Source organism: Enterobacter sp. SGAir0187, from assembly GCF_002952735.2.
In the GTDB taxonomy this organism is placed as follows: Bacteria; Pseudomonadota; Gammaproteobacteria; order Enterobacterales; family Enterobacteriaceae; genus Enterobacter; species Enterobacter quasiroggenkampii.
Window position 1 is genome coordinate 2,219,343 of record NZ_CP025034.2, and the last position, 23,820, is coordinate 2,243,162.

Annotated in this window: 27 protein-coding genes; 23 read left to right on the forward strand and 4 right to left on the reverse strand. The window is 59.6% G+C overall.

Annotated features, from left to right (window positions below; genetic code table 11):
- Positions 1 to 432: 432 nt before the first annotated feature.
- The 16 genes from CWR52_RS10615 to phnP all read left to right on the forward strand — a co-directional run bounded on the left by CWR52_RS10615 (position 433) and on the right by phnP (position 12,284).
- Entirely contained in the window at positions 433 to 768 is a 336-nt protein-coding gene (locus CWR52_RS10615) for a zinc ribbon domain-containing protein YjdM (RefSeq protein ID WP_008500067.1), read from the forward strand.
- Positions 769 to 848: 80 nt separating this feature from the next.
- Positions 849 to 1,289 (forward strand): VOC family metalloprotein YjdN, encoded by a 441-nt coding sequence (gene yjdN / locus CWR52_RS10620; protein WP_104949618.1) that lies wholly within the window; start codon positions 849 to 851, stop codon positions 1,287 to 1,289.
- A gap of 172 nt (positions 1,290 to 1,461) precedes the next feature.
- Positions 1,462 to 2,250, forward strand: a complete 789-nt coding sequence (phnC, locus tag CWR52_RS10625; RefSeq protein ID WP_104949619.1) for a phosphonate ABC transporter ATP-binding protein — start codon at positions 1,462 to 1,464, stop codon at positions 2,248 to 2,250.
- A 24-nt stretch (positions 2,251 to 2,274) separates the two neighbouring features.
- Positions 2,275 to 3,291 (forward strand): phosphonate ABC transporter substrate-binding protein, encoded by a 1,017-nt coding sequence (gene phnD / locus CWR52_RS10630; protein WP_045335191.1) that lies wholly within the window; start codon positions 2,275 to 2,277, stop codon positions 3,289 to 3,291.
- A 117-nt stretch (positions 3,292 to 3,408) separates the two neighbouring features.
- Positions 3,409 to 4,188: a phosphonate ABC transporter, permease protein PhnE gene (phnE, locus tag CWR52_RS10635; protein ID WP_104950911.1), complete on the forward strand. Its 780-nt coding sequence runs from the start codon at positions 3,409 to 3,411 to the stop codon at positions 4,186 to 4,188.
- Positions 4,189 to 4,208: 20 nt separating this feature from the next.
- The gene (gene phnF, locus CWR52_RS10640; RefSeq protein WP_023326523.1) at positions 4,209 to 4,934 is read left to right on the forward strand and encodes a phosphonate metabolism transcriptional regulator PhnF; all 726 of its coding nucleotides are present in this window, start codon (positions 4,209 to 4,211) and stop codon (positions 4,932 to 4,934) included.
- Positions 4,935 to 5,387: a phosphonate C-P lyase system protein PhnG gene (phnG, locus tag CWR52_RS10645; RefSeq protein WP_104949620.1), complete on the forward strand. Its 453-nt coding sequence runs from the start codon at positions 4,935 to 4,937 to the stop codon at positions 5,385 to 5,387.
- A complete protein-coding gene (phnH, locus tag CWR52_RS10650) occupies positions 5,384 to 5,968 on the forward strand; it encodes a phosphonate C-P lyase system protein PhnH (RefSeq protein ID WP_104949621.1) in 585 nt (194 codons plus the stop codon). Before phnG ends, phnH begins: the two co-directional genes overlap by 4 nt.
- Positions 5,968 to 7,032, forward strand: a complete 1,065-nt coding sequence (locus tag CWR52_RS10655; RefSeq protein WP_104949622.1) for a carbon-phosphorus lyase complex subunit PhnI — start codon at positions 5,968 to 5,970, stop codon at positions 7,030 to 7,032. Before phnH ends, CWR52_RS10655 begins: the two co-directional genes overlap by 1 nt.
- A complete protein-coding gene (gene phnJ, locus CWR52_RS10660; RefSeq protein WP_104949623.1) occupies positions 7,025 to 7,870 on the forward strand; it encodes an alpha-D-ribose 1-methylphosphonate 5-phosphate C-P-lyase PhnJ in 846 nt (281 codons plus the stop codon). Before CWR52_RS10655 ends, phnJ begins: the two co-directional genes overlap by 8 nt.
- A complete protein-coding gene (gene phnK, locus CWR52_RS10665) occupies positions 7,867 to 8,622 on the forward strand; it encodes a phosphonate C-P lyase system protein PhnK (protein WP_104949624.1) in 756 nt (251 codons plus the stop codon). Before phnJ ends, phnK begins: the two co-directional genes overlap by 4 nt.
- Before the next feature lie 105 nt (positions 8,623 to 8,727).
- Complete coding sequence (gene phnL, locus CWR52_RS10670; RefSeq protein ID WP_048226483.1) at positions 8,728 to 9,408, forward strand: phosphonate C-P lyase system protein PhnL; 681 nt, start codon at positions 8,728 to 8,730, stop codon at positions 9,406 to 9,408.
- Entirely contained in the window at positions 9,405 to 10,541 is a 1,137-nt protein-coding gene (gene phnM, locus CWR52_RS10675; protein ID WP_104949625.1) for an alpha-D-ribose 1-methylphosphonate 5-triphosphate diphosphatase, read from the forward strand. Before phnL ends, phnM begins: the two co-directional genes overlap by 4 nt.
- Positions 10,538 to 11,089 (forward strand): ribose 1,5-bisphosphokinase, encoded by a 552-nt coding sequence (phnN, locus tag CWR52_RS10680; RefSeq protein WP_104949626.1) that lies wholly within the window; start codon positions 10,538 to 10,540, stop codon positions 11,087 to 11,089. Before phnM ends, phnN begins: the two co-directional genes overlap by 4 nt.
- Positions 11,082 to 11,516: an aminoalkylphosphonate N-acetyltransferase gene (gene phnO / locus CWR52_RS10685; protein WP_104949627.1), complete on the forward strand. Its 435-nt coding sequence runs from the start codon at positions 11,082 to 11,084 to the stop codon at positions 11,514 to 11,516. Before phnN ends, phnO begins: the two co-directional genes overlap by 8 nt.
- 9 nt (positions 11,517 to 11,525) lie before the next feature.
- Positions 11,526 to 12,284 (forward strand): phosphonate metabolism protein PhnP, encoded by a 759-nt coding sequence (phnP, locus tag CWR52_RS10690; protein ID WP_104949628.1) that lies wholly within the window; start codon positions 11,526 to 11,528, stop codon positions 12,282 to 12,284.
- A gap of 52 nt (positions 12,285 to 12,336) precedes the next feature.
- Here the strand turns inward: phnP and yjdP are convergent, their stop codons facing one another.
- The 3 genes from yjdP to CWR52_RS10705 all read right to left on the reverse strand — a co-directional run bounded on the left by yjdP (position 12,337) and on the right by CWR52_RS10705 (position 15,760).
- Positions 12,337 to 12,660, reverse strand: a complete 324-nt coding sequence (gene yjdP / locus CWR52_RS10695; protein WP_104949629.1) for a DDRRRQL repeat protein YjdP — start codon at positions 12,658 to 12,660, stop codon at positions 12,337 to 12,339.
- A 75-nt stretch (positions 12,661 to 12,735) separates the two neighbouring features.
- Complete coding sequence (locus tag CWR52_RS10700) at positions 12,736 to 13,362, reverse strand: GNAT family N-acetyltransferase (protein WP_032650635.1); 627 nt, start codon at positions 13,360 to 13,362, stop codon at positions 12,736 to 12,738.
- Positions 13,363 to 13,483: 121 nt separating this feature from the next.
- On the reverse strand, positions 13,484 to 15,760 hold the full coding sequence (locus CWR52_RS10705) for a hybrid sensor histidine kinase/response regulator (RefSeq protein ID WP_104949630.1): 2,277 nt from the start codon (positions 15,758 to 15,760) through the stop codon (positions 13,484 to 13,486).
- A gap of 125 nt (positions 15,761 to 15,885) precedes the next feature.
- Here CWR52_RS10705 and CWR52_RS10710 point away from each other — a divergent pair, with 125 nt between their 5' ends.
- From CWR52_RS10710 to lpxO, 7 genes are all read left to right on the forward strand, one after another.
- Entirely contained in the window at positions 15,886 to 17,406 is a 1,521-nt protein-coding gene (locus CWR52_RS10710) for a sugar ABC transporter ATP-binding protein (RefSeq protein ID WP_104949631.1), read from the forward strand.
- The gene (locus CWR52_RS10715; RefSeq protein ID WP_048030254.1) at positions 17,403 to 18,398 is read left to right on the forward strand and encodes an ABC transporter permease subunit; all 996 of its coding nucleotides are present in this window, start codon (positions 17,403 to 17,405) and stop codon (positions 18,396 to 18,398) included. The genes CWR52_RS10710 and CWR52_RS10715 overlap by 4 nt, the downstream gene beginning before the upstream one ends.
- 30 nt (positions 18,399 to 18,428) lie before the next feature.
- Entirely contained in the window at positions 18,429 to 19,370 is a 942-nt protein-coding gene (locus CWR52_RS10720) for an ABC transporter substrate-binding protein (protein WP_021242935.1), read from the forward strand.
- Between the two features lie 49 nt (positions 19,371 to 19,419).
- On the forward strand, positions 19,420 to 20,106 hold the full coding sequence (locus CWR52_RS10725) for a D-lyxose/D-mannose family sugar isomerase (RefSeq protein ID WP_104949632.1): 687 nt from the start codon (positions 19,420 to 19,422) through the stop codon (positions 20,104 to 20,106).
- A gap of 10 nt (positions 20,107 to 20,116) precedes the next feature.
- On the forward strand, positions 20,117 to 20,977 hold the full coding sequence (locus tag CWR52_RS10730) for a ketose 1,6-bisphosphate aldolase (RefSeq protein ID WP_104949633.1): 861 nt from the start codon (positions 20,117 to 20,119) through the stop codon (positions 20,975 to 20,977).
- Positions 20,977 to 21,981, forward strand: a complete 1,005-nt coding sequence (locus CWR52_RS10735) for a carbohydrate kinase family protein (protein WP_104949634.1) — start codon at positions 20,977 to 20,979, stop codon at positions 21,979 to 21,981. The genes CWR52_RS10730 and CWR52_RS10735 overlap by 1 nt, the downstream gene beginning before the upstream one ends.
- Positions 21,982 to 22,124: 143 nt before the next feature.
- Entirely contained in the window at positions 22,125 to 23,033 is a 909-nt protein-coding gene (lpxO, locus tag CWR52_RS10740) for a lipid A hydroxylase LpxO (protein ID WP_104949635.1), read from the forward strand.
- Between the two features lie 3 nt (positions 23,034 to 23,036).
- Here the strand turns inward: lpxO and CWR52_RS10745 are convergent, their stop codons facing one another.
- Positions 23,037 to 23,768 carry a response regulator gene (locus tag CWR52_RS10745; protein WP_104949636.1) on the reverse strand — a complete coding sequence of 244 codons (732 nt, stop codon included), beginning with the start codon at positions 23,766 to 23,768 and terminating at the stop codon, positions 23,037 to 23,039.
- Between the last annotated feature and the right edge of the window lie 52 nt (positions 23,769 to 23,820).

Here is a 23,820-nt window from a genome sequence, read left to right on the forward strand (position 1 = left end):
GCTTCTCTCCTGGCCCGTTAGCCAAAAGAAAAAAGCGTAGCCCATTTTTAAGAAACTTCAGGATATATCATCATTATTTATCCACCTAAAAAGAGAGGTAATGCGCCACTGCCATAAGATATGTAGGGCAGTGAAGTCCGGCGATAAATAACAATGTGTCGCTTCACCTTATCCGAAATGGCAGAGCGTAGCAATTTGCTGCAATAAAATATTCGATATATTTATCGTCATTTCTTCCCACCGTGTTAATGGGCATAAGCATCGCTTAACTGACTGACAGAACGTGTCACTCCCGATACGCTTTTTGCCTTTTTTAATTCACAATATCACCGACAACGGTGTGGATTTGCGCTATACTTGCCGCCTTTTTCGGCACCCTGCCGTCATTTTGCTGGCACTTTCCAGCGCGTTTACACTTTTGAGGATACCGATATGTCACTTCCACACTGCCCAAAATGCAATTCTGAATACACCTATGAAGATAATGGCATGTTCATCTGCCCGGAATGCGCTCATGAATGGAATGATGCCGAGCCGGCTCAGGATGCTGATGCGCTCATCGTGAAAGATGCGAACGGCAATCTGCTGGCAGACGGTGACAGCGTTACCGTCGTTAAGGACCTGAAGGTGAAAGGCAGTTCTTCCATGCTGAAAATCGGCACCAAAGTGAAGAATATCCGTCTGGTTGAAGGCGATCATAATATCGACTGCAAAATTGACGGCTTCGGTCCGATGAAGCTGAAATCTGAGTTCGTGAAAAAGAACTGATTTACCCGCCCGGTGGCGCTTCGCTTGCCGGGCTTTCGGGAACTACACTTAATGGGCTTTTCTTACGTGAGGTAAAGATTATGCCGTTAAGTCCCTACATCTCTTTCGCCGGCAACTGCGCTGAGGCCACCGCCTTCTACCAGCAAGCCGTCGGCGCAGAGCTTCTCTATAAAATTACCTTCGGCGAAATGCCAAAAAGCGATAACAGCGATGAAGGCTGTCCGTCCGGTATGCAATTTCCGGATTCGGCTATCGCCCACTCCAACGTCCGCATTGCGGGCAGCGATATCATGATGAGCGACGGGATGCCGCCCGGCAGCAACGCGCAGTACGCGGGCTTTACGCTGGTGCTCGACACCCAGGACGTCGATGAAGGCAAGCGCTGGTTCGACAACCTTGCCGATGGCGGGAATATCGACATGGCCTGGCAGGAGACCTTCTGGGCGCACGGTTTCGGTAAAGTCACCGACAAATACGGCGTGCCGTGGATGATTAACGTCGTCAAGCAACAAACGTCGTAGGCAGGACACGCGCAGCGCATCCGCCCACAGCGCCGGTGGCGCTGCGCTGACCGGGCCTACGGTGATTGTCATCAAACTCCGCTCAACTCTTCAAACTCCCGCAACCTGCACTTAACCCAAATGTCACATTGATGCGCCAGCATGAGGCCACATTTATCGTGAGGCCCAGCACATGCAAACTGTCATCCGCGTCGAGAAACTGAGCAAGACCTTCAATCACAACAAGGCTCTGCATGCCGTTGATCTGACCGTCCGGCAGGGCGACATGGTGGCGCTTCTCGGGCCATCTGGTTCAGGTAAATCCACCCTTCTGCGTCATTTAAGCGGGCTTATCACCGGCGATAACACGCCGGAAAGCCACGTCGAGCTGCTGGGCAATACCGTGCAGCGCGCGGGGCGTCTCGCCAGCGATATCCGCAAGAGCCGTGCCCAGACGGGCTACATCTTCCAGCAGTTCAACCTGGTAAACCGCCTGACGGTGCTGGAGAACGTGCTGATTGGCGCGCTCGGCAGTACCCCATTCTGGCGTACCTGTTTGCGCTGGTTCTCTCCTTCCCAAAAGCAGGAAGCCTTACAGGCGCTGACCCGCGTCGGGATGGCGCACTTCGCCCACCAGCGCGTCTCCACCCTGTCCGGTGGACAGCAGCAGCGCGTCGCCATTGCCCGCGCCCTGATGCAGAAAGCGCAAATCATTCTTGCTGACGAACCCATTGCCTCGCTGGACCCGGAGTCCGCCCGCATCGTGATGGAGACCCTGCGCGACATTAACCAGAACGACGGCATTACCGTGGTGGTCACGCTGCATCAGGTGGATTACGCCCTGCGCTACTGCGAACGCATTGTCGCCCTGCGTCAGGGGCATGTGTTCTTTGATGGCGCGAGCCATCAGTTTGATAACGAACGTTTTGACCATCTCTACCGCAGCATTAACCGCGTCGAAGAGAACGCGCAGGCTGCTTAATTAACCCCGATCCGAGGAAAGTACATGAGCTACAAAGCCGTTGCCGCGCTGGCCTTTACCAGCATGTTCAGCCTCAGCACCCTGTTAAGCCCGGCGTATGCGGAAGAGCAGGAAAAAGCGCTGAACTTCGGCATTATTTCGACGGAATCACAGCAAAACCTGAAACCTCAGTGGGAACCGTTCCTGAAAGATATGGAAACCAAACTGGGGATCAAAGTGAACGCCTTCTTCGCCCCGGACTACGCGGGCATCATCCAGGGGATGCGCTTTAATAAAGTAGACATCGCCTGGTACGGCAACCTCTCCGCCATGGAAGCGGTGGACCGCGCGAACGGCCAGGTCTTTGCCCAGACCGTCGCGGCAGATGGCTCCCCGGGCTACTGGAGCGTGCTGATCGTCAACAAAGACAGCCCAATCAACAACCTCAATGACATGCTCGCCAAACGCAAAGAGCTGACCTTCGGCAACGGCGATCCGAACTCTACCTCCGGCTACCTTGTCCCTGGCTACTACGTCTTCGCCAAAAACAACGCCTCCGCCAGCGACTTCAAACGCACGGTGAACGCCAGCCATGAAACCAACGCTCTGGCCGTGGCCAACAAGCAGGTGGATGTTGCCACCAACAACACCGAGAACCTCGACAAGCTGAAGACCTCCGCACCGGACAAGCTGAAAGAGATCAAGGTTATCTGGAAATCCCCGCTGATCCCCGGCGACCCGATTGTGTGGCGTAAAAACCTGTCCGAAAGCACCAAGGACAAGGTGTACGACTTCTTTATGACCTATGGCAAAACGCCGGAAGAGAAAGCGGTCCTCGAACGTCTGGGCTGGGCGCCGTTCCGCCCGTCAAGCGACCTGCAGCTGGTCCCGATTCGCCAGCTGGCGCTGTTTAAAGAGATGCAGGGCGTGAAGGACAATAAAGGGCTGAAGGACGAGGAGAAGACCAGCAAAGTGGCCGCGATTCAGGCCCAGCTTGAAGACCTCGACCGCCTGACCGCCGCGCTAGGCGCGATGACCAGCGTGAATAAAGCGGTGCAGTAGATCTTTTCTCCCTCTCCCTGTGGGAGAGGGCCGGGGTGAGGGCATCAGCGCGCACATTTCCCCCTCACCCTAACCCTCTCCCTCAAGGGAGAGGGGACTAAACCCAAAGGAGCAAACATGCAAACCATCACCCTCCCACCGCCAAAGCGCAGCTGGTTCTCGCTCATAAGCTGGGCCATCCTGCTGGCGGTGCTGGTTATCTCCTGGAAGGGCGCGGAAATGAATCCGCTGTTGCTCTTCAAAGACGCGGGCAACATGGCGACCTTCGCCGCCGATTTCTTCCCGCCGGACTTCAGCCAGTGGCAGGACTACCTGAGCGAAATGGCGGTCACCCTGCAAATCGCCGTCTGGGGCACCGCGCTGGCCGTTATTCTCTCTGTTCCGTTTGGCCTGATGAGCGCCGAGAACATCGTGCCGTGGTGGGTTTACCAGCCCATGCGCCGCCTGATGGACGCCTGTCGTGCGATCAACGAAATGGTCTTTGCGATGCTGTTCGTGGTCGCCGTCGGCCTGGGTCCGTTCGCGGGCGTCATGGCGCTGTTCATCCACACCACCGGCGTGCTCTCCAAGCTGCTCTCCGAGGCGGTCGAAGCCATCGAGCCCGGCCCGGTGGAAGGCATCCGCGCGACCGGCGCCAACAAAATCGAAGAGATTCTTTACGGCGTTCTGCCGCAGGTGATGCCGCTGCTCATCTCCTACTCCCTGTACCGCTTTGAGTCCAACGTCCGCTCCGCCACCGTCGTCGGCATGGTCGGCGCAGGCGGGATTGGCGTCACCCTGTGGGAAGCGATTCGCGGTTTCCAGTTCCAGCAAACCTGCGCCCTGATGGTGCTCATCATCGTCACCGTCAGCCTGCTGGATTTCCTCTCTCAACGTTTGCGTAAGCACTTCATCTGAGAAGCGAGGCTTTGTTTTCTATGCACTTATCCAGACATCCGACCAGTTACCCTACCCGCTGGCAAGAGATTGCGGCGAAGCTCGAAGTGGAGCTGCGCACGCACTACCGCTGCGGAGACTACCTTCCCGCCGAGCAGCAGCTTGCCGACCGCTATGAAGTGAACCGCCACACCCTGCGCCGCGCCATTGACCAGCTGGTCGAGCGCGGCTGGGTCCAGCGCCGTCAGGGCGTGGGCGTGCTGGTGCTGATGCGCCCGTTCGACTACCCGCTTAACGCCCAGGCGCGCTTTAGCCAGAACCTGCTGGATCAGGGCAGCCACCCGACCAGCGAAAAGCTGCTCTCGGTATTACGCCCGGCCTCCAGCCACGTGGCGGACGCGCTGGGGATTCAGGAGGGCGATAACGTCATCCATCTGCGCACCCTGCGCCGGGTCAACGGCGTCGCGGTGTGCCAGATAGACCACTACTTCGCGGATCTCACCCTCTGGCCAGTGCTGCAGAATTTCTCCAGCGGATCGCTGCATGATTTTCTCCAGAATGCGACAGGCATTGCGCTGAAACGCACCCAGACGCGCATCAGCGCCCGCCGCGCGCAGGCGAAAGAGAGCAAGGTGCTCGAAATTCCCAATATGGCCCCGCTGCTCTGCGTGCGCACCCTCAACCACCGTGACGGCGAGATCGACGCGACGGAATACTCCGTCAGCCTGACCCGCGCCGACATGATCGAATTCACCATGGAGCACTGAATGCACTTCGACACCGCCACCCGACAGCGCTGGATGCGCGTGCTGGCCCACAGCCAGCCTGCTGCGCTGTCTGCCCGCATGAACGCCCTTAGCCTGGCTCCCGGGTACGACCTCCTCCGCGCACCGGAGATCGGACTTGTGCAGATCCAGGCGCGCATGGGCGCTACCGGCGAGCGCTTCTTCGCCGGGGATGCCACCCTCACCCGCGCAGCGATCCGCCTGCACAGCGGCACGCTGGGCTACGGCTACGTGCTGGGGCGTGATAAAGCGCACGCCGAGCGCTGCGCGGTCATCGACGCGCTTTTACAGGAACCACCGCATTTCCAGACGCTGATGGAAACCCTTATTTCCCCGCTGGAGGCCGACCGCGACGCGCGCATTGCCGCACGTCAGGCCGAAGTGAATACCAGCCGGGTCGACTTCTTTACGCTCGTTCGCGGAGACAACGCATGACGCTTCAACCTGCTTTTACCCTGGCCGTCCAGGATGCCCAACACAGTTTTCGTCGCCTGCTGAAGGCGATGAGCGAGCCGGGCGTGATCGTCTCGCTGCACCAGCTCTCCCAGGGATGGCTGCCGCTGAACCTGGCGACCACCAGTGTACTGCTGACCCTGGCCGACAACGACACCCCGGTATGGCTTTCGGGCACCCTGTCAAACGACATCGCCAGCCAGAACCTGCGTTTTCACACCGGCGCTCCGCTGGTCGATCAGCCCCGGCAGGCGATCTTTGCCGTGGCCGACGAACACATCAGCCATGAACAGCTGAATGCCCTGAGCGAAGGCACCGCCGTCGCCCCGGAAACCAGCGCCACGCTGATTTTGCAGGTCGCCAGCCTGAGCGGCGGCCGCATGCTGCGCCTGACGGGCGCAGGCATCGCCGACGAACGCATGGTCGCGCCGCAGCTGCCGGAGTGCATCATTCACGAACTGACCGAGCGCCCGCACCCGTTCCCGCTGGGTATTGACCTGATCCTGACCTGCGGCGAGCGCCTGCTGGCGATCCCGCGGACCACCCATGTGGAGGTGTGCTGATGTACGTTGCCGTCAAAGGGGGCGAGAAGGCCATCGCCGCCGCCCATGCGCTGCAGGCGCACAGACGACGGGGCGATGAACAGCTCCCCGAGCTGAGCGTCGCCCAAATCGAGCAGCAGCTAAACCTCGCCGTAGACCGGGTAATGACCGAGGGTGGCATCGCCGACCGAGAACTGGCGGCGCTGGCCCTGAAGCAGGCCAGCGGCGATAACGTGGAAGCCATCTTCCTGCTGCGCGCCTACCGCACTACGCTTGCCAAACTGGCGGTCAGCGAGCCGCTGAACACGGCGGAGATGCGCCTGGAGCGCCGCATTTCTGCCGTTTATAAAGACATCCCCGGCGGCCAGCTGCTTGGCCCTACCTATGACTACACCCATCGCCTGCTGGATTTTACCCTGCTGGCGAACGGCGAAGCGCCGCAGCTCAGCACCTCTGACGCCGAACAGGAACCGTCCCCGCACGTCTTCAGCCTGCTGGCGAAACAGGGTCTGGCGAAAACGGAAGCGGATTCCGGCGCGCAGCCGGATGACATCACCCGCACGCCGCCGGTTTACCCGTGCTCGCGTTCGTCCCGCCTGCAGCAGTTGATGCGCGGCGACGAAGGCTATCTGCTGGCGCTGGCCTACTCCACCCAGCGCGGCTACGGGCGTAACCATCCGTTTGCCGCCGAAATTCGCAGCGGCTACATCGACGTCGAAATCGTGCCGGAAGAGCTGGGTTTTGCGGTGAACGTCGGCGAACTGCTGATGACCGAGTGTGAAATGGTGAACGGTTTTGTCGCGCCCGAAAATGAAGATCCGCACTTTACCCGCGGCTACGGGCTGGTATTTGGCCTCGGCGAACGCAAGGCGATGGCCATGGCGCTGGTCGACCGCGCCCTGCAGGCGCCGGACTACGGCGAACACATCGCGGGCCCGGCGCAGGACGAAGAGTTCGTGCTGGCCCACGCGGATAACGTCGAGGCCGCGGGCTTCGTCTCGCACCTCAAGCTGCCGCACTACGTCGATTTCCAGGCCGAACTGGAACTGCTGAAACGCCTGCAACGGGAGTGCAAACATGGCTAACTTAAGCGGCTACAACTTTGCCTATCTGGATGAGCAAACCAAACGCATGATCCGCCGAGCGATACTTAAAGCGGTGGCGATCCCGGGCTATCAGGTGCCGTTCGGCGGCCGCGAAATGCCGATGCCCTACGGCTGGGGTACCGGCGGTATCCAGCTCACCGCCAGCGTGATCGGCGAGGCAGACGTGCTGAAAGTGATCGACCAGGGCGCGGACGACACCACCAACGCCGTGTCGATCCGCAACTTCTTTCAGCGAGTAACGGGCGTCGCAACCACGGAAAAAACCGAAGACGCGACGCTGATCCAGACCCGCCACCGCATTCCGGAAACCCCGCTGACGGAAGATCAGATTTTGATTTTCCAGGTGCCGATCCCGGAGCCGCTGCGCTTTATCGAGCCGCGCGAAACCGAAACCCGCACCATGCACGCCCTGGAAGAGTACGGTGTCATGCAGGTGAAGCTGTATGAGGATATCGCCCGCTTCGGCCATATCGCCACCACCTATGCGTACCCGGTGAAGGTCAACGGGCGCTACGTCATGGACCCGTCGCCGATCCCGAAATTTGATAACCCGAAGATGGACATGATGCCCGCCCTGCAGCTGTTCGGTGCCGGACGTGAAAAACGCATCTACGCCGTCCCGCCCTACACGCGTGTCGAAAGCCTGGATTTCGACGATCACCCGTTTACGGTGCAGGAGTGGGACGAGCCGTGCGCCATCTGCGGATCCAAACACAGCTATCTGGACGAAGTGGTGCTGGACGACACGGGCAAACGGATGTTTGTCTGCTCCGACACCGATTACTGCCGCCAACAGAGCGAGGCGAACGGCCAATGAAACCGCTGCTTTCGGTTAATCACCTGACTCACCTTTATGCGCCGGGCAAAGGCTTTAGCGACGTGTCGTTCGAGCTGTGGCCGGGCGAAGTGCTGGGGATCGTCGGCGAGTCCGGCTCCGGCAAAACCACCCTGCTGAAGTCCATCTCCGCGCGCCTGACGCCGCAACACGGCGAGATCCTGTATCAGGGGCGCTCCCTCTACGGCATAAGCGAGGCCGAGCGCCGCCGCCTGCTGCGCACCGAGTGGGGCGTGGTGCATCAACACCCGATGGAAGGCCTGCGCCGTCAGGTCTCTGCGGGAGGCAACATCGGCGAACGCCTGATGGCCACCGGCGCGCGCCACTACGGCAACATCCGCGCCACCGCCCAGCATTGGCTGGAGGAAGTTGAAATCCCCGCCTCGCGCATCGACGACCTGCCGACGACCTTCTCCGGTGGGATGCAGCAGCGCCTGCAGATCGCCCGCAACCTGGTTACGCACCCGAAGCTGGTGTTTATGGATGAACCCACCGGCGGGCTGGACGTCTCCGTGCAGGCGCGCCTGCTCGACCTGCTGCGCGGTCTGGTGGTGGAGCTGAACCTGGCGGTGGTGATTGTCACCCACGATCTGGGCGTTGCGCGCCTGCTGGCGGACCGCCTGCTGGTGATGAAGCAGGGTCAGGTGGTGGAAAGTGGGTTAACCGACCGCGTGCTCGACGATCCGCACCATCCGTACACCCAGCTGCTGGTGTCGTCCGTGTTGCAGAACTGAGGGGCTGTTGCCGGGTGGCGCTGCGCTTACCCGGCCTACGAATAGCGCACCTGTAGGCCGGGTAAGGCGAAGCCGCCACCCGGCAAAACAAATCGCGAGGCCAACATGATCCACGTACAAAACGTAAGTAAGACCTTTGTGCTCCACCAGCAAAACGGCGTGCGCCTGCCGGTACTGCAAAATGCCTCTCTGGAGGTTAATCGCGGCGAATGCGTGGTGCTGCACGGCCATTCCGGCAGCGGAAAATCGACCCTGCTGCGCTCCCTCTACGCCAACTATTTGCCCGACGAAGGCCATATTCATATTCGCCACGGCGATGAATGGGTCGACCTGGTACAGGCCCCCGCGCGTAAGGTGCTGGACGTGCGCCGCACCACGATCGGCTGGGTGAGCCAGTTTCTGCGGGTGATCCCGCGGATCTCCGCCCTCGACGTGGTGATGCAGCCCCTGCTGGATCTCGGCGTGCCGCGCGAAACCTGCGCCGCCAAAGCCGCCAGCCTGCTGACACGCCTGAACGTGCCCGAGCGCCTCTGGCACCTTGCCCCGTCGACCTTTTCCGGCGGCGAACAGCAGCGCGTCAATATCGCCCGCGGCTTTATCGTCGACTACCCGATTTTACTTCTGGATGAACCCACCGCCTCGCTCGACAGCAAAAACAGCGCCGCCGTGGTGGAACTGATCGAACAGGCCAAAGCGCGCGGGGCGGCGATCGTCGGGATCTTCCACGACGAGAGCGTTCGCACCCGCGTCGCGGACAGGCTGCACCCAATGGGGACTCCCGCATGATTATCAATAACGTCAAGCTGGTACTGGACAATGAGGTGGTTGGCGGCTCGATTGAGATCCAGGACGGAACAATCCGCGCGTTTGCCGAAACCCAGAGCCGCTCACCCGAAGCGATGGACGGCGACGGCGGCTGGCTGCTGCCGGGGCTGATCGAACTGCATACCGATAATCTGGACAAGTTCTTCACGCCACGGCCAAAAGTGGACTGGCCCGCACATTCAGCGATGAGCAGCCACGACGCGCTGATAGTCGCCAGCGGCATCACCACCGTACTGGACGCGGTGGCCATCGGTGACGTGCGCGACGGCGGCGATCGTCTGGAGAACCTGGAGAAGATGATCAACGCCGTGGAGGAGACGCAAAAACGCGGCCTCAACCGCGCCGAGCACCGCCTGCACCTGCGCTGCGAGCTGCCGCACCACACTACCCTGCCGCTGTTTGAAAAGCTGGTAAGCCGCGAGCCGGTCTCGCTGGTCTCCCTGATGGACCACTCGCCGGGGCAGCGCCAGTTCGCCAACATCGAAAAGTATCGCGAATACTATCAGGGCAAATATTCTCTCAGCGATGCGGAGATGGCCCGTTACGAAGAAGAGCAGTTGGCGCTTGCGGCACAGTGGTCGCAGCCTAACCGTCTCAGGATCGCGGCGATGTGCCGGGACCGTAATATCGCGCTGGCCAGCCATGACGACGCCACACACGATCATGTGCTCGAATCCCACCAGCTTGGCAGCGTGATCGCCGAATTTCCCACCACGTTTGAAGCGGCTGAAGCCTCCCGCAAGCACGGCATGAACGTGCTGATGGGCGCACCGAACATCGTGCGCGGCGGCTCGCACTCCGGCAACGTTGCGGCAAGCAAGCTCGCTTCCCTCGGCCTGCTGGATATCCTCTCGTCCGACTACTACCCCGCCAGCCTGCTGGATGCGGCGTTCCGGGTGGCCGACGACGAGGGCAATCGCTTTACACTGCCGCAGGCGATTCGCCTGGTGACGAAAAACCCGGCCTCGGCGCTTAACCTGCAGGATCGCGGCGAGATAGCCGAAGGCAAGCGGGCGGATCTGGTGCTGGCCCACCGCAGGGGCGAGCACATCCATATCGACCACGTCTGGCGTCAGGGAAAGAGGGTGTTCTGATGGGAAGACTTATCTGGTTAATGGGGCCGTCCGGCTCCGGTAAGGACAGCCTGCTGTCCGCCTTACGGCAGCAGGAGCATCCGCAACTGCTGGTGGCGCACCGGTACATTACCCGGGCGGCGAATGCGGGGAGTGAAAACCATATCGCCCTGAGCGAGCAGGAGTTTTTCACCCGTGCCGGGCAAAATCTGCTGGCGCTGAGCTGGCACGCGAACGGCTTTTATTACGGCGTCGGCATCGAGATCGACCTCTGGCTGCATGCGGGGTTCGACGTGCTGCTCAACGGCTCGCGGGCGCATCTTTCGCAAGCGCGCGCCCGCTATGGGGCGTCCCTTCTGCCGGTCTGCCTGCAGGTTTCACCGGACGTCCTGCGCAGCCGTTTGCAGAGCCGGGGGCGTGAATCCGCCCGAGAGATCGACCAGCGGCTTGAACGCGCGGCCCGCTATACCCCGTCCGACTGCCACGTCCTCAATAACGACGGAAGTTTGCTACAGTCAGTCGAGATCTTTTTATCGCTTATCCGTCAGAAGGAGAAACAGCATGCCTGACTGCACACTTCGTCCCGCCACCGCCGACGATGCGCAAATCGTTTACGCGTTAATCTGCGAGTTAAAGCAGGCCGAGTTCGATCGCCAGGCGTTTCACGCGGGCTATCTTGCCAATCTGCAGGATCGCAATATGCGCTATCAGCTTGCCGAACTTAACGGGCAGGTCATCGGCATGATCGGCCTGCACCTGCAGTTTCATCTCCATCACGCGCGCTGGATCGGTGAGATCCAGGAGCTGGTGGTGATGCCGCAGGCGCGCGGATTAAAGGTGGGCAGCCAGCTGCTGGCCTGGGCGGAAGGGGTGGCACGAGAAGCCGGTGCGGAGCTGACCGAACTCTCCACCAGCGTGAAGCGCACTGACGCGCACCGTTTTTACGTCCGCGAAGGATATACGCAGAGCCATTTCCGATTCACCAAACCGCTGTAGAGGTGCGTTATGAGTCTGACGATCACGTTAACAGGAACCGGAAGCGCGCAGCTCGTGCCGGTCTTTGGCTGCGACTGCGCGGCGTGTCGCCGGGCGCGCCTGCAGGGGACCTATCGCCGTCGTCCCTGTAGCGCGGTGGTCAAATTCAACGATGCGGTGACCCTGCTGGATGCCGGTATTCCGCACCTGATGGACGACTGGCCCGCAGGCAGCTTTCAGCAGTTTTTGCTGACCCATTACCATATGGATCACGTTCAGGGTCTCTTCCCCCTGCGCTGGGGCGTTGGCGCGACGATCCCCGTTTACGGTCCGCCGGACGAAGCGGGATGCGACGACCTGTTTAAACATCCGGGGATTCTGGATTTCAGCCACACGGTCGACCCCTTTGTGATGTTTGAACTTCAGGGAATGCGGGTCACGCCGCTGCCGCTCAACCATTCGAAACTGACCTTCGGGTATTTGCTGGAGTCGGCCCACAGCCGCGTGGCCTGGCTGTCCGACACCGCCGGGCTGCCGGAAAAAACGGTGAAGTTCCTGCTCAACAATCAACCGCAGGCGATGATTATCGACTGCAGCCATGCACCGCGTGACGAAACGCCGCGAAACCACAGTGATTTAAATACGGTGATTGCCCTGAACGAGGTGATTGGCTGTCCGCAGGTGATCCTGACGCACATTAGCCATCAGTTTGACGCATGGATGATGGATAACCCGCTGCCGGACGGCATTGAAGCGGGATATGACGGGATGGTACTTGTGCTGGATTAGATTTTCTCCCTCTCCCGTGGGAGAGGGTTGGGGTGAGGGCAACAGGCCGCACTTAGCCGCGATCGTAATCGTCTTCCAACCTGCGCTCATCTTCTTCTAACCGACGCCTGTCGTCGTCCAGCTGACGCTGACGCTCGTCTAAACGGCGGCGTCTGTCTTCGAGCTGCCGACGACGATCGTCGTACTGTCGACTGTCGATTTGACGGCTGCGGTCATAACGATCGTCGTCATCGCCATTACGGCTACTGCTGGGGTTGTAGGCATCGTTGATCGCCTGCTGAATGTTGCCAATAGCATCATCAACAATATCGGCATGAGCCAGTTGGCTGGTGAGTGACAGCAGACCAAATAACAGAGCAGTTGAGTAACGTTTCATAAGGCCAGACTCGCAGGTGAACTGGCCTTACGATAATGAACGGCAGGGAACGAGGGTAGCGGAGGAATCTCAAATTCAGTTGTGTCCTGGGTCTTCCATCAGCTGATTCGCACGCTGTTTATTTTCTGCGACCAGGACGATGCCGTAGCATTTTTGATCCGGCGAATGACTCCAGATACGATCTTCAGGGATACACCCTCCGTCATAGATAACCTTGCTACCATCATACGGCCAAAATGCGCCCTGTTCGGTATCGAGAACAAATACAGCGATTTGGTCAGACTCGCGGGCAATTTTCTGCCAGAGCATCTTCCCACCCTCATATTGTTCAAAGTCGCTTACAAGCGTCACGCCACACTGTAATACCAGGGCTTCATACAGGCGAGTTGCCAGTCCCTTGTCACGCTCGGCGGGATCAACGCAGATACCTTCTACCTGAATAACACTGGCATCTTCCCAACAGCGCTCGACAGCAATGATATCTTCACCTAAATGCGTTTTACGTTGTAAATCCAGGGCAGCAACAACCCGATGCCGGGGCACCCCGTCGAAGGTTTCGATATCCGCTTCAATAATCGCAGCTCTTGGCGTCTGGCTATCAAAAATAACATGTAGCACTCGCCCGGAGAGCTCAAACTCATCAACGAGCTTGAATGACCTTGCTACAGTCTTTGGGCTGTAAGTTGTAGGCATCACAATCATTTGTGAGTCCCCTTTTGTAAGTACTGGCATAGCTCCCTTTATATCCCAATCTGCCAAATTTTGCGCAGGTTAGCATCACCCGGTTTACTCACGCTCTTGATGAATTCTTAAATATCACTTCTTATAAACAGACCTTCCGCAGCGCCTGCGCCAGCTGCGCCCGCGTAAACGGCTTACGCAATAACGGAACGTCCGGCAGCTGAGGGTTATGCGTGGGTCGTAAATCCTGGCCGCTGATCAGCAGCACAGGAAGCTGCGGATAGTGACTGCGCACATGGCTAATCACCTCAGCCCCGCTCAGGCTTCCGGGCAACATCAGGTCGCTGATAAACATGCCAATATCCGGCGACGCCGCCAGCATGCTCAGCGCCTGCTCGCCGTTGTCCGCTTCGAGCGTCAGATAGCCAAGCTGGTGCAACTGTTCGCACAGGGTCTGACGGACATCCGCTTCGTCCTCGAGCACCAGCACCAGGCGCTCGCTCTCGACGGAGGCGGTGGCAGATACTGCTTCATCAACTGCAGCGGCGGGCTGCGTCGAGCGCGGGAGGTGAAGCCGCACGGTCGTTCCCTGCCCCGGCGCGCTTTCAATCTCCACGCGCCCACCGGACTGGCGTACAAAGCCGTACACCATCGACAGGCCTAACCCGCTCCCGCTCCCGGTCTGTTTGGTGGTGAAGAACGGTTCAAAGACCCGGGATTTCACCTCCTGCGACATGCCGCTGCCGTGGTCAATGACTTCCAGCGCCACCATATCCTGCCTGCGACCGTCGCTGCGGGTAACGCGCTGATTCCAGGTGCGAATTTTAATCACCCCGCTTTGCCCTTCCATCGCATCGCGCGCGTTCATCACCAGGTTGATGATGGCGTTCTCCAGCTGGCTGAAGTCTATCCACGCGGGCCATGCCGGGGATTGCGCTTCAATTTCCAGGGTCAGGGTGGCGGGCAAGGAGTGACGCAGCAGTTCCCGAAGGTTCTCCAGCAGCGGCTGCATCTCTACCGCATGCGGCGTCAGGGATTGCTTGCGGGAAAACGCCAGCAGGCGCTGGGTCAGTAAGGCGCCACGCTCGGCCGCCTTCAGCGCCCGGGTAATGCGCGGCGCATCGTTTGATTCAGGGTCGGTCAGCTCAAGACTGCCGATGATCACCGCCAGCAGGTTATTAAAATCATGCGCCAGCCCGCCCGTCAGCTGCCCAACAGCCTTCATTTTCTGGCTGTGCAGCAGCGCCTCTTCCAGCCCCTGACGCTCAATGCGGTCGATCTCCATCTGCGTGGTTTTTTCTTTCAGCAGGCGCGTGGTGTGCTCAAGCGAGGCGGTATTGCGGGCAAAAACGTTAAACGCGCGCGCCAGTTCACCCAGCTCATCGCGCCGCTGGAGGGCGGGAACGGACACATCCTGTTCGCCGTGAGCAAGGCGCGACATCGCCCGGGAAATGGCCGTCAGGTTAGAGGCCAGATTGCGGTAGATATACCAGCAGGCACACCCGGTGATGATCAGCGCCAGCACGGCGAAAATGGTGATAAATACGCTGATGGATTGCAGTTCGTGATGGCTCTGGGCGGTGCGAAGCCGGGAGGCCTGCGCCACCTGCTCAACATACTGATTGATGTCGCTGTTGAGGATCGCCACCAGCGCCTTGATGTGGAACATATACCAGCTTATCGCCAGATCGCTCTCCTCCAGTTGCTTCGACAGCGGGGCGAGCTGACCTAGCTCGGCATTAAAATCAGGCAGAACCGTCTTTACGACCGGCTGTGCGGCACGCCGGGGCAACGTTGCGGCCACCGCGTCCAGTTGCTGGATGGTCGCGCGCGGCGAAGGGGTATCGATGGCGGCGGCGATCAGCCGGTCCATCTCCATCAGCTGCTGCGCACCCGGTACGTTACTGTCATAACGGCGGTTGATGTCCTGAAGATGGCGTAAATAGCTCTGGCTTTGATAGAGCGAGCTCAGCAACGCGTTACGCTCAAGATGCCGCTTTTGCCCGCGCTCCAGCATCCCCGTTACGCTTTGCTGTAATTCATTGCTTCTGCGAATAATCCGCGCCACCAGCGCCGGCTCCTGCTGCGCCAGCGGGGCATCCGCCAGCTGTTCCAGCGAGCGGCGCAGCGCCGTTTGCATCTGCTTCAGCCGCTCGGCCTCGCCTTTGTACTCCAGCGCCCCCACTACCTGCGAAAGCCGCACCGCCGCCGTTGCCACGTTGGCCGTGTCGCGCGCGAGGTTCATGCTCCCGGTCATGTCGTCCAGCGTTTGCTGTTGGACCTGCTCCTGGATCTGGCTGGCGTGACGAAAGCCGAGCACCGCCACGCCGCTCACCATCAGCGTGACGGCGACCACCAGCAGGTTAAATATCAGCAGGCGACCGCGAGCGCTGGAGAAGAACGGGGGGCGTGAAGACATGTTGACTCCGTAACTGTGATCCACATTCGCTATTCATAACTATGACAAATATGAACAGCTTCTGACATTTTGCATTTACGCACCTGTGATGAAGTGCAGAAATCGGCATTCACAGGAGATCCGCCATGAGCAGAACCCCGGTATTAGAGATGCGCAACATTGCCAAAACGTTTGGCAGTTTCCACGCGCTCAAGGGCGTGGATTTGACGGTGTTTCCCGGTGAGATCCACGCGCTGATGGGGGAAAACGGCGCGGGGAAAAGCACGCTGATGAAAATCCTCGCGGGGGCCTATACCGCCACCAGCGGCGAGATCCTGATCGACGGCCAGCCGTTTCACATTAAAGGGCCGAAAGATGCGCTGGCCGCAGGCATCACCCTGATTTATCAGGAGATGCAGCTCGCGCCCAATCTGACCGTTGCCGAAAACATCTTCCTCGGCAGCGAACTGTCGCGCGGCGGGATGGTGCAGCGCAAAGAGATGGCTGCCCAGGCGCAGGCGGTGATTGACCGCCTCGGCGCACAGTTCAGCGCCACCGATCTGGTGATGAAGCTCACCATCGCCGAACAGCAGCAGGTTGAAATCGCCCGCGCGCTGCACCGCAACAGCCGCATTCTGGTGATGGATGAACCCACCGCCGCCCTCTCCTCGCGGGAAACGCATCGCCTGTTTGAACTGATTTTGCGCCTGCGCGATGAAGGTATGGCGATCATCTATATCAGCCACCGCATGGCGGAAGTGTATGAACTCTCTGACCGCGTCAGCGTTCTGCGCGACGGGCAGTACGTCGGCAGCCTGACGCGCGACAAGCTCAACGCCTCCGAGCTGGTGCGCATGATGGTGGGCCGCCCGCTAAGCGACCTGTTCAACAAGGAGCGTGATATTCCCCTCGGCAGCCCGCGTCTCAACGTCCACCACCTCACCGACGGTAAAAAAGTACAGCCCTGCAGCCTGCAGGTGCGTTCCGGCGAAATCGTCGGGCTGGCGGGGCTGGTCGGGGCCGGACGTTCCGAGCTGGCACAGCTTATCTTCGGCGTGCGCAAAGCCACGGGCGGCATGATTGAGGTCGACGGCGAGCCGGTGGTGATCCACTCCCCGCGCGCGGCCATCGAAAACGGCATCGGTTTTCTCACCGAGAACCGCAAGGAGCAGGGGCTGTTTCTGGAGCTGGCGGCGCAGGAGAACATCACCATGGCGACGCTGGAGCGCGACGCCACCTTCGGGATGCTAAACCGCAAAAAAGCGCAGGCTATCTCCGATGACGCGATTGCCCTGCTCAACATCCGCGTGCCGCATGCTCAGGTGCGCGCGGGCGGGCTGTCGGGCGGCAACCAGCAAAAGCTGCTCATCTCCCGCTGGGTCGCCATCGGCCCGCGCATTCTGATTCTGGACGAACCCACGCGCGGCGTGGACGTCGGCGCGAAAAGCGAGATCTACCGCATCATGAACCAGATGGCGCGCAAAGGCGTGGCGATCCTGATGATCTCCAGCGAGCTGCCGGAAGTGGTGGGCATGAGCGACCGGGTTTACGTGATGCGCGAAGGCAGCATCGCGGGCGAGCTTCACGGGCGAGACATCTCTCAGGAAAACATTATGACGCTGGCAACCGGCGTAAACGACACTCATCATCAGGCGGTGCAATCATGACAACTCCAACCCATCCGCAGCAGGTGGCGAAATCCGCCTCCGCCAAAAAAATGCTGATGAGCGATCTGATGCAAACGGTCGGTATTTTGCCAATTCTTATCCTGATTGTGGCGGTATTTGGCTTTATTGCCCCGAACTTCTTTACCGAGAGCAACCTGCTCAACATTACTCGTCAGGCGTCGATCAACATCGTGCTGGCGGCGGGAATGACCTTCATTATCCTCACCGGCGGGATTGATCTCTCCGTGGGGTCGATTCTCGGCACCACGGCGGTGGCCGCGATGGTGGTATCGCTCATTCCCGAATTCGCCGGGCTGTCCATTCCCGCCGCGCTGATGCTCGGCATGGTGCTGGGCCTGTTTAACGGCGCGCTGGTGGCTTTTGCCGGGCTGCCGCCTTTTATCGTCACGCTCGGCACCTACACGGCGCTGCGCGGCGCGGCGTACCTGCTGGCCGACGGCACGACGGTCATTAACTCGAACATCAACTTCGAGTGGATCGGCAATAACTATCTCGGCCCAATTCCCTGGCTGGTGGTGATCGCCCTGGCGGTCATCGTGGTGTGCTGGTTCATCCTGCGCCGTACCACGCTCGGCGTTCATATCTACGCCGTGGGCGGCAACATGCAGGCGGCGCGCTTAACGGGGATTAAGGTCTGGCTGGTGCTGCTGTTTGTCTACGGCATGAGCGGCCTGCTCTCCGGCCTCGGCGGCGTCATGAGCGCCTCACGCCTGTACAGCGCTAACGGCAACCTCGGCACGGGTTACGAGCTGGATGCAATTGCGGCGGTGATCCTCGGCGGCACCAGCTTTGTCGGCGGGATCGGCACGATCACCGGCACGCTGGTCGGCGCATTGATCATCGCCACCCTCAACAACGGCATGACGCTGATGGGCGTCTCCTACTTCTGGCAGCTGGTGATCAAAGGGGCGGTGATCATCATTGCGGTGCTGATCGACAAATACCGTACCCGACACCATCAAAGTGCATAACAACAATACCCTACGAGTGAGGAAGACAAGATGCGTTTGAAACCGTTAGTAACCGCGCTCTGTGCTGGCGCGCTGCTTGCTGCAACGCCGTTTGCGCAGGCGAAAGATCTGAAGTCCATTGGCGTGACGGTGGGTGACCTGGCTAACCCGTTCTTCGTGCAGATCACCAAAGGTGCCGAGCTGGAAGCGCGTAAGCTGGCAGGGGATAACGTCAAGGTGACGCTGGTCTCCAGCGGGTACGATCTGGGCCAGCAGGTGGCGCAGATCGACAACTTTATTGCCGCGAAAGTGGACATGATCATCCTCAACGCCGCGGATTCCAAAGGGATCGGCCCGGCGGTGAAGCGCGCGAAGGACGCCGGGATCGTGGTCGTGGCGGTTGACGTGGCGGCGGAAGGGGCAGATGCCACCATCACCTCCGACAACACCCAGGCGGGTGAGATGGCCTGTAAGTACATTACCGACCGCCTGAAAGGCAAAGGCAACGTGGTGATCATCAACGGACCGCCGGTTTCTGCGGTACAAAACCGCGTAGAAGGGTGCCAGACGGAGTTCAAAAAACATCCGGATATCAAGGTGCTCTCGGATAATCAGAACGCCAAGGGCAGTCGTGAAGGCGGTCTGGAAGTCATGACCTCCCTGCTGGCGGCCAATCCGAAGATCGACGGCGTGTTTGCGATTAACGATCCGACCGCGATCGGCGCCGATCTGGCCGCGAAACAGGCGCAGCGCAACGAGTTCTTTATCGTCGGCGTGGATGGTTCGCCGGACGGTGAGGAAGCGCTGAAGCGTGAAAACTCGCTGTTTGTGGCAACCCCGGCGCAGGATCCGCAGGTCATGGCGGCAAAAGCGGTGGAGATCGGCTATGACATTCTGCAGGGCAAACCTGCGCCGAAAGCGCCTGTGCTGATCCCGGTGACGATGATCGATAAAAAGAACGTCGGCACGTATAAGGGGTGGACGGTTAAATGATCCTTTTCCCTCTCCGACAGGGAGAGGGAACTGTTTTCAAGGAGTCCCCATGAAACGCTCCGACATTAACGAAATCCTCGGCCACACGCGGCAATTCTTCTCCATGCACGACGTGCATCTCCCGCCGTTTGCCAGCTTTCCGCCAACGAAATGGCAGCAGCTTGATCGGGCCGCGTGGCAGGAAGTGTTTGACCTCAAGCTCGGCTGGGACGTGACGGCATTCGGCGGCAATAACTTTGCCGCTGAGGGCCTGACGCTGTTTACCCTACGCAACGGCTCGCCCAACGGCGTGCCGTATGAAAAAAACTATGCCGAAAAAATCATGCACGTGCGCGACGGTCAGGTCACGCCGATGCATTTTCACTGGCGTAAACGGGAAGACATCATCAACCGGGGCGGCGGGAATCTGATCGTGGAATTATGGAATGCCGGGGCGCATGAAGAGACGGAAAACACCGACGTGACGGTCACCGTCGACGGCTGCCGTCAAACCCACGCCCCCGGCAGCCAGCTGCGCCTGCTGCCCGGGGAAAGCATCTGCCTGACGCCCGGTCTTTACCACAGTTTCTGGGGCGAACGCGGCTTCGGCGACGTGCTGGTCGGGGAAGTGTCCTCGGTCAATGACGATGAACACGACAATCACTTTTTGCAGCCCGTTGCCCGCTATAACAACATCGAAGAAGACGAGCCGGCGCTGCTGGTGCTGTGCAACGAGTACCACCTGTTTCGGATATAAGGGGTGAATGATGCCATTGATTTCTCTTGCCGACGGTCTTGCGCACGCCAGACAACACCGCTATGCGCTGGGCGCGTTTAACGTGCTCGACTCCCACTTCCTGCGCGCGCTGTTCGCCGCCGCAAAGCAGGAGCGCTCGCCGTTTATCATCAACATCGCCGAAGTGCATTTTAAGTACGTGTCTCTGGATTCCCTTGTCGAAGCGGTGAAGTTCGAAGCCGCCCGTCACGCTATTCCGGTGGTGCTCAACCTCGACCACGGCCTGCATTTTGACGCCGTGGTGCGCGCCCTGCGCTTAGGGTTCAGCTCGGTGATGTTCGACGGCTCTACGCTGAGCTACGAGGAAAACATCCGCCAGACGCGGGAAGTGGTGAAGATGTGCCATGCGGTGGGCGTCTCGGTGGAGGCGGAGCTGGGCGCGGTCGGGGGAGATGAAGGCGGCGCGCTGTACGGACATGCGGATGAAGCCTTCTTCACCGACCCACAGCTGGCGCGCGAATTTGTTGATTCAACCGGCATTGACGCGCTGGCGGTCGCCATCGGCAACGCGCACGGCAAATACAAAGGCGAGCCGAAACTCGATTTCCCGCGTCTGGACGCCATTCGTCAACAGACGGGACTGCCGCTGGTTTTACACGGCGGCTCCGGGATTAGCAATGCCGACTTCCGCCGCGCCATCGAGCTGGGCATTCATAAAATCAACTTCTACACCGGCATGTCGCAGGCCGCGCTCGCCGCCGTTGAGCAGCGCATCGCGAAGCGCCAGCCGCTGTACGATGAGTTTGCCGAACTGCTGCTGGGGATAGAAGAGGCGATTACGGATACGGTCGCCGAACAGATGCGCATCTTCGGCAGCGCGGGGCAGGCATGATGGAACGTAAAGGCATCATCGCCGCAGGCAATATGCTGGTGGATCATGTCCACCAGATCGTGCAGTGGCCGGAGCGCGGCTGGCTGGCGGAAATCACCCACAGCGAACGCTCAACCGGCGGCGCGCCGCTCAACGTGCTGCTGACGCTGGCGAAAATGCACGTTGGCCTGCCGCTGCAGGCGGTGGGGCTGATTGGCGAAGACAGCGACGGGGACTACATTCTGGCGATGCTCGACCAGTACCACATCAACCGCCAGCGCGTACAGCGCACCACCTTTGCGCCAACCTCCATGTCGCAGGTGATGACCGATCCCAGCGGACAGCGCACCTTCTTCCACTCGCCGGGCGCCAACCGCCTGCTGGATCTTCCCGCCTTCGATCGCTTAGACGGATCGATGAAGATCTTCCATCTCGGCTACCTGCTACTGCTCGACAGCCTGGATATGCCCGATGACGAGTTCGGCACCCGCAGCGCGCGGCTGCTGGCGCAGATGCGCGACCAGGGATATGAGACTTCGCTCGACCTGGTGTCCCGCAAGGGCGACCCGCGCTACCAGCCGCTGGTGCTCCCTGCCCTGCGCCATCTTGATTATCTGGTCATTAACGAGCTGGAAGCCGGGGAGTTTAGCGGGCTGGAGATGCGCAACGCCGACGATGCGCTGAACACAGCCCATATTGCTGAAGCCGCCGCGCAGCTGCTGGCGGCAGGCGTTCGTCAGCGGGTGGTGATCCACTGCCCGGAAGGGGCATGGGGGGAAGCGCCGGGTGAGCAAGGCCGCTGGATCCCGTCGTGGATGCTTGCGCAGGAAGAGATTATCGGCAGCGTCGGCGCGGGCGATGCCTTTTGCGCGGGCTTTTTATACGGCTGCCATGAATCGCTGCCGCTGACAGAGAGTATTTATCTGGCGCACGCCTGCGCGCGGGCAAGCCTGCTGGCCGCCAATGCGATTGACGGCGCAAAAACGCTGGCCGAGCTGCAGGCGTTTATTCGCGAGAACGTTTAATTTAACAATAATTGCGATATTTCATTACAGTTCTATGAATTTTACATCCCCGAACTACACTCTCTCCATCTGGCATATTCGGCGTGGGCAGTACACTGTCCGCACGCTTTTCCGAAATGAGATAGAAAGAGGACAAGGGAAAAATGTTCGCAGCCATCATCATCGGTATTTTCATTATCAGCGTTATTTATGCGCATTCACGCGGCAAAGAAAAACAGACGCTTTCTCGTCAGCTCTTCGACCATTCGACGTTCATGGCACCCATCAATATGTTTATGACGGCGTTTTCTTCCCTGCCCGCCAGGCAGCCTTTCTTTGAAACAGAACGCTTCCCGGAATTAAATAAGCTGACGGAAAACTGGCTGGTTATTCGCGAAGAGGCACTGCGTTTGCAGCATCATATTAAGGCAGCGGAAAATAATAACGACGCTGGCTTCAACACCTTTTTTAAACGCGGCTGGAAACGTTTTTATCTGAAGTGGTATGCCGATGCCCATCCCTCCGCGCAGTCTTTATGCCCGGTGACGACCCGGCTGGTAAGTGAAATCCCCTCGGTGAAGGCGGCCATGTTTGCCGAGCTGCCGGCGGGGGCGAAGCTTGGCAAGCACCGGGACCCGTACGCGGGCTCGGTTCGTTACCATCTGGGCTTATTCACACCGAATGACGACCGCTGCTTTATTGAAGTCGACGGGCAGCGCCACAGCTGGCGGGATGGTGAAGCCGTTATTTTTGATGAGACCTACGTCCACTGGGCAGAGAATAAAACGGATCAAACGCGCATTATTCTCTTCTGCGATATTGAGCGTCCGATGAAATGGCGCTGGACGCAGGCGGTTAACCATTGGGTGGGAACCACGCTAATGTCTGCAGCCAGCTCACCGAATGACGAGAATGACAGCACCGGCGGCATTAACCGCATATTTAAATACGTTCATGCAGGCCGCGAGCGGGGGCAGCGTCTGAAAAAAAGAAACCGTAAGGCCTATTACGCCCTCAAGTATCTGTGCATCGCTGCAATCTTTGCCGCCATCATTGTTCCGGCGATAACGTAAGCCTTATGCCGCCTGTTCGGGCCGGCTCACATCGGTGGCAAACACGTAACCCAGCCCGCGGATCGTTTTGATGAGCGCAGGCTGATGCGGGTTAGCCTCTATTTTCCGGCGCAGGCGCATGATCAGCACGTCAATCGTGCGGTCGAACACGTCGGCGCTTTCGCTGTGGGTCAGCTCGAGCAGCCTGTCACGGCTCAGCACCCGACGTGCATTTTGCGTGAGCGCCAGCAGCAGGCCGTACTCGCCCTGGGTTAAGGGCACGGTATTACGCTGCGGATCAATCAGCTCACAGCGGGTGGTATCAAGCGTCCATCCATTAAACGCAATGCCCGCGACGGGCGCCGCGGGGGCTTCTGCTGCCAGCGCTCCGGTACGACGCAGCACAGCCTTCACGCGGGCCACCACCACGCGTGGATTAAACGGTTTGCCAATATAATCGTCGGCCCCCATCTCCAGCCCCACCACCACGTCTGACTCACTGCCCAGGCCGGTTAACATCACAACCGGTAGCGCCGGACGCTGCTTTTGCAGCTGCAGCAGAACCTGCAGGCCATTAATATCCGGCAGCATCATATCCAGCAGCACAAGCGCGATATTCGGCTCCTGTTGTACCCGCCGCAGCGCATCCTGGCCGTTATGGCAGACAAGCACGCTAAAGACGTGCTCGCTCAGCACGTCCTGAAGCAGTTCGCAGACTGCCGTATCGTCATCAACCACCAGAATAGCCGGTTTCATCGTATGCTTCCGTCAGGGGATTATGTTAAGTCTGAACTATTCTGCCGTCGGC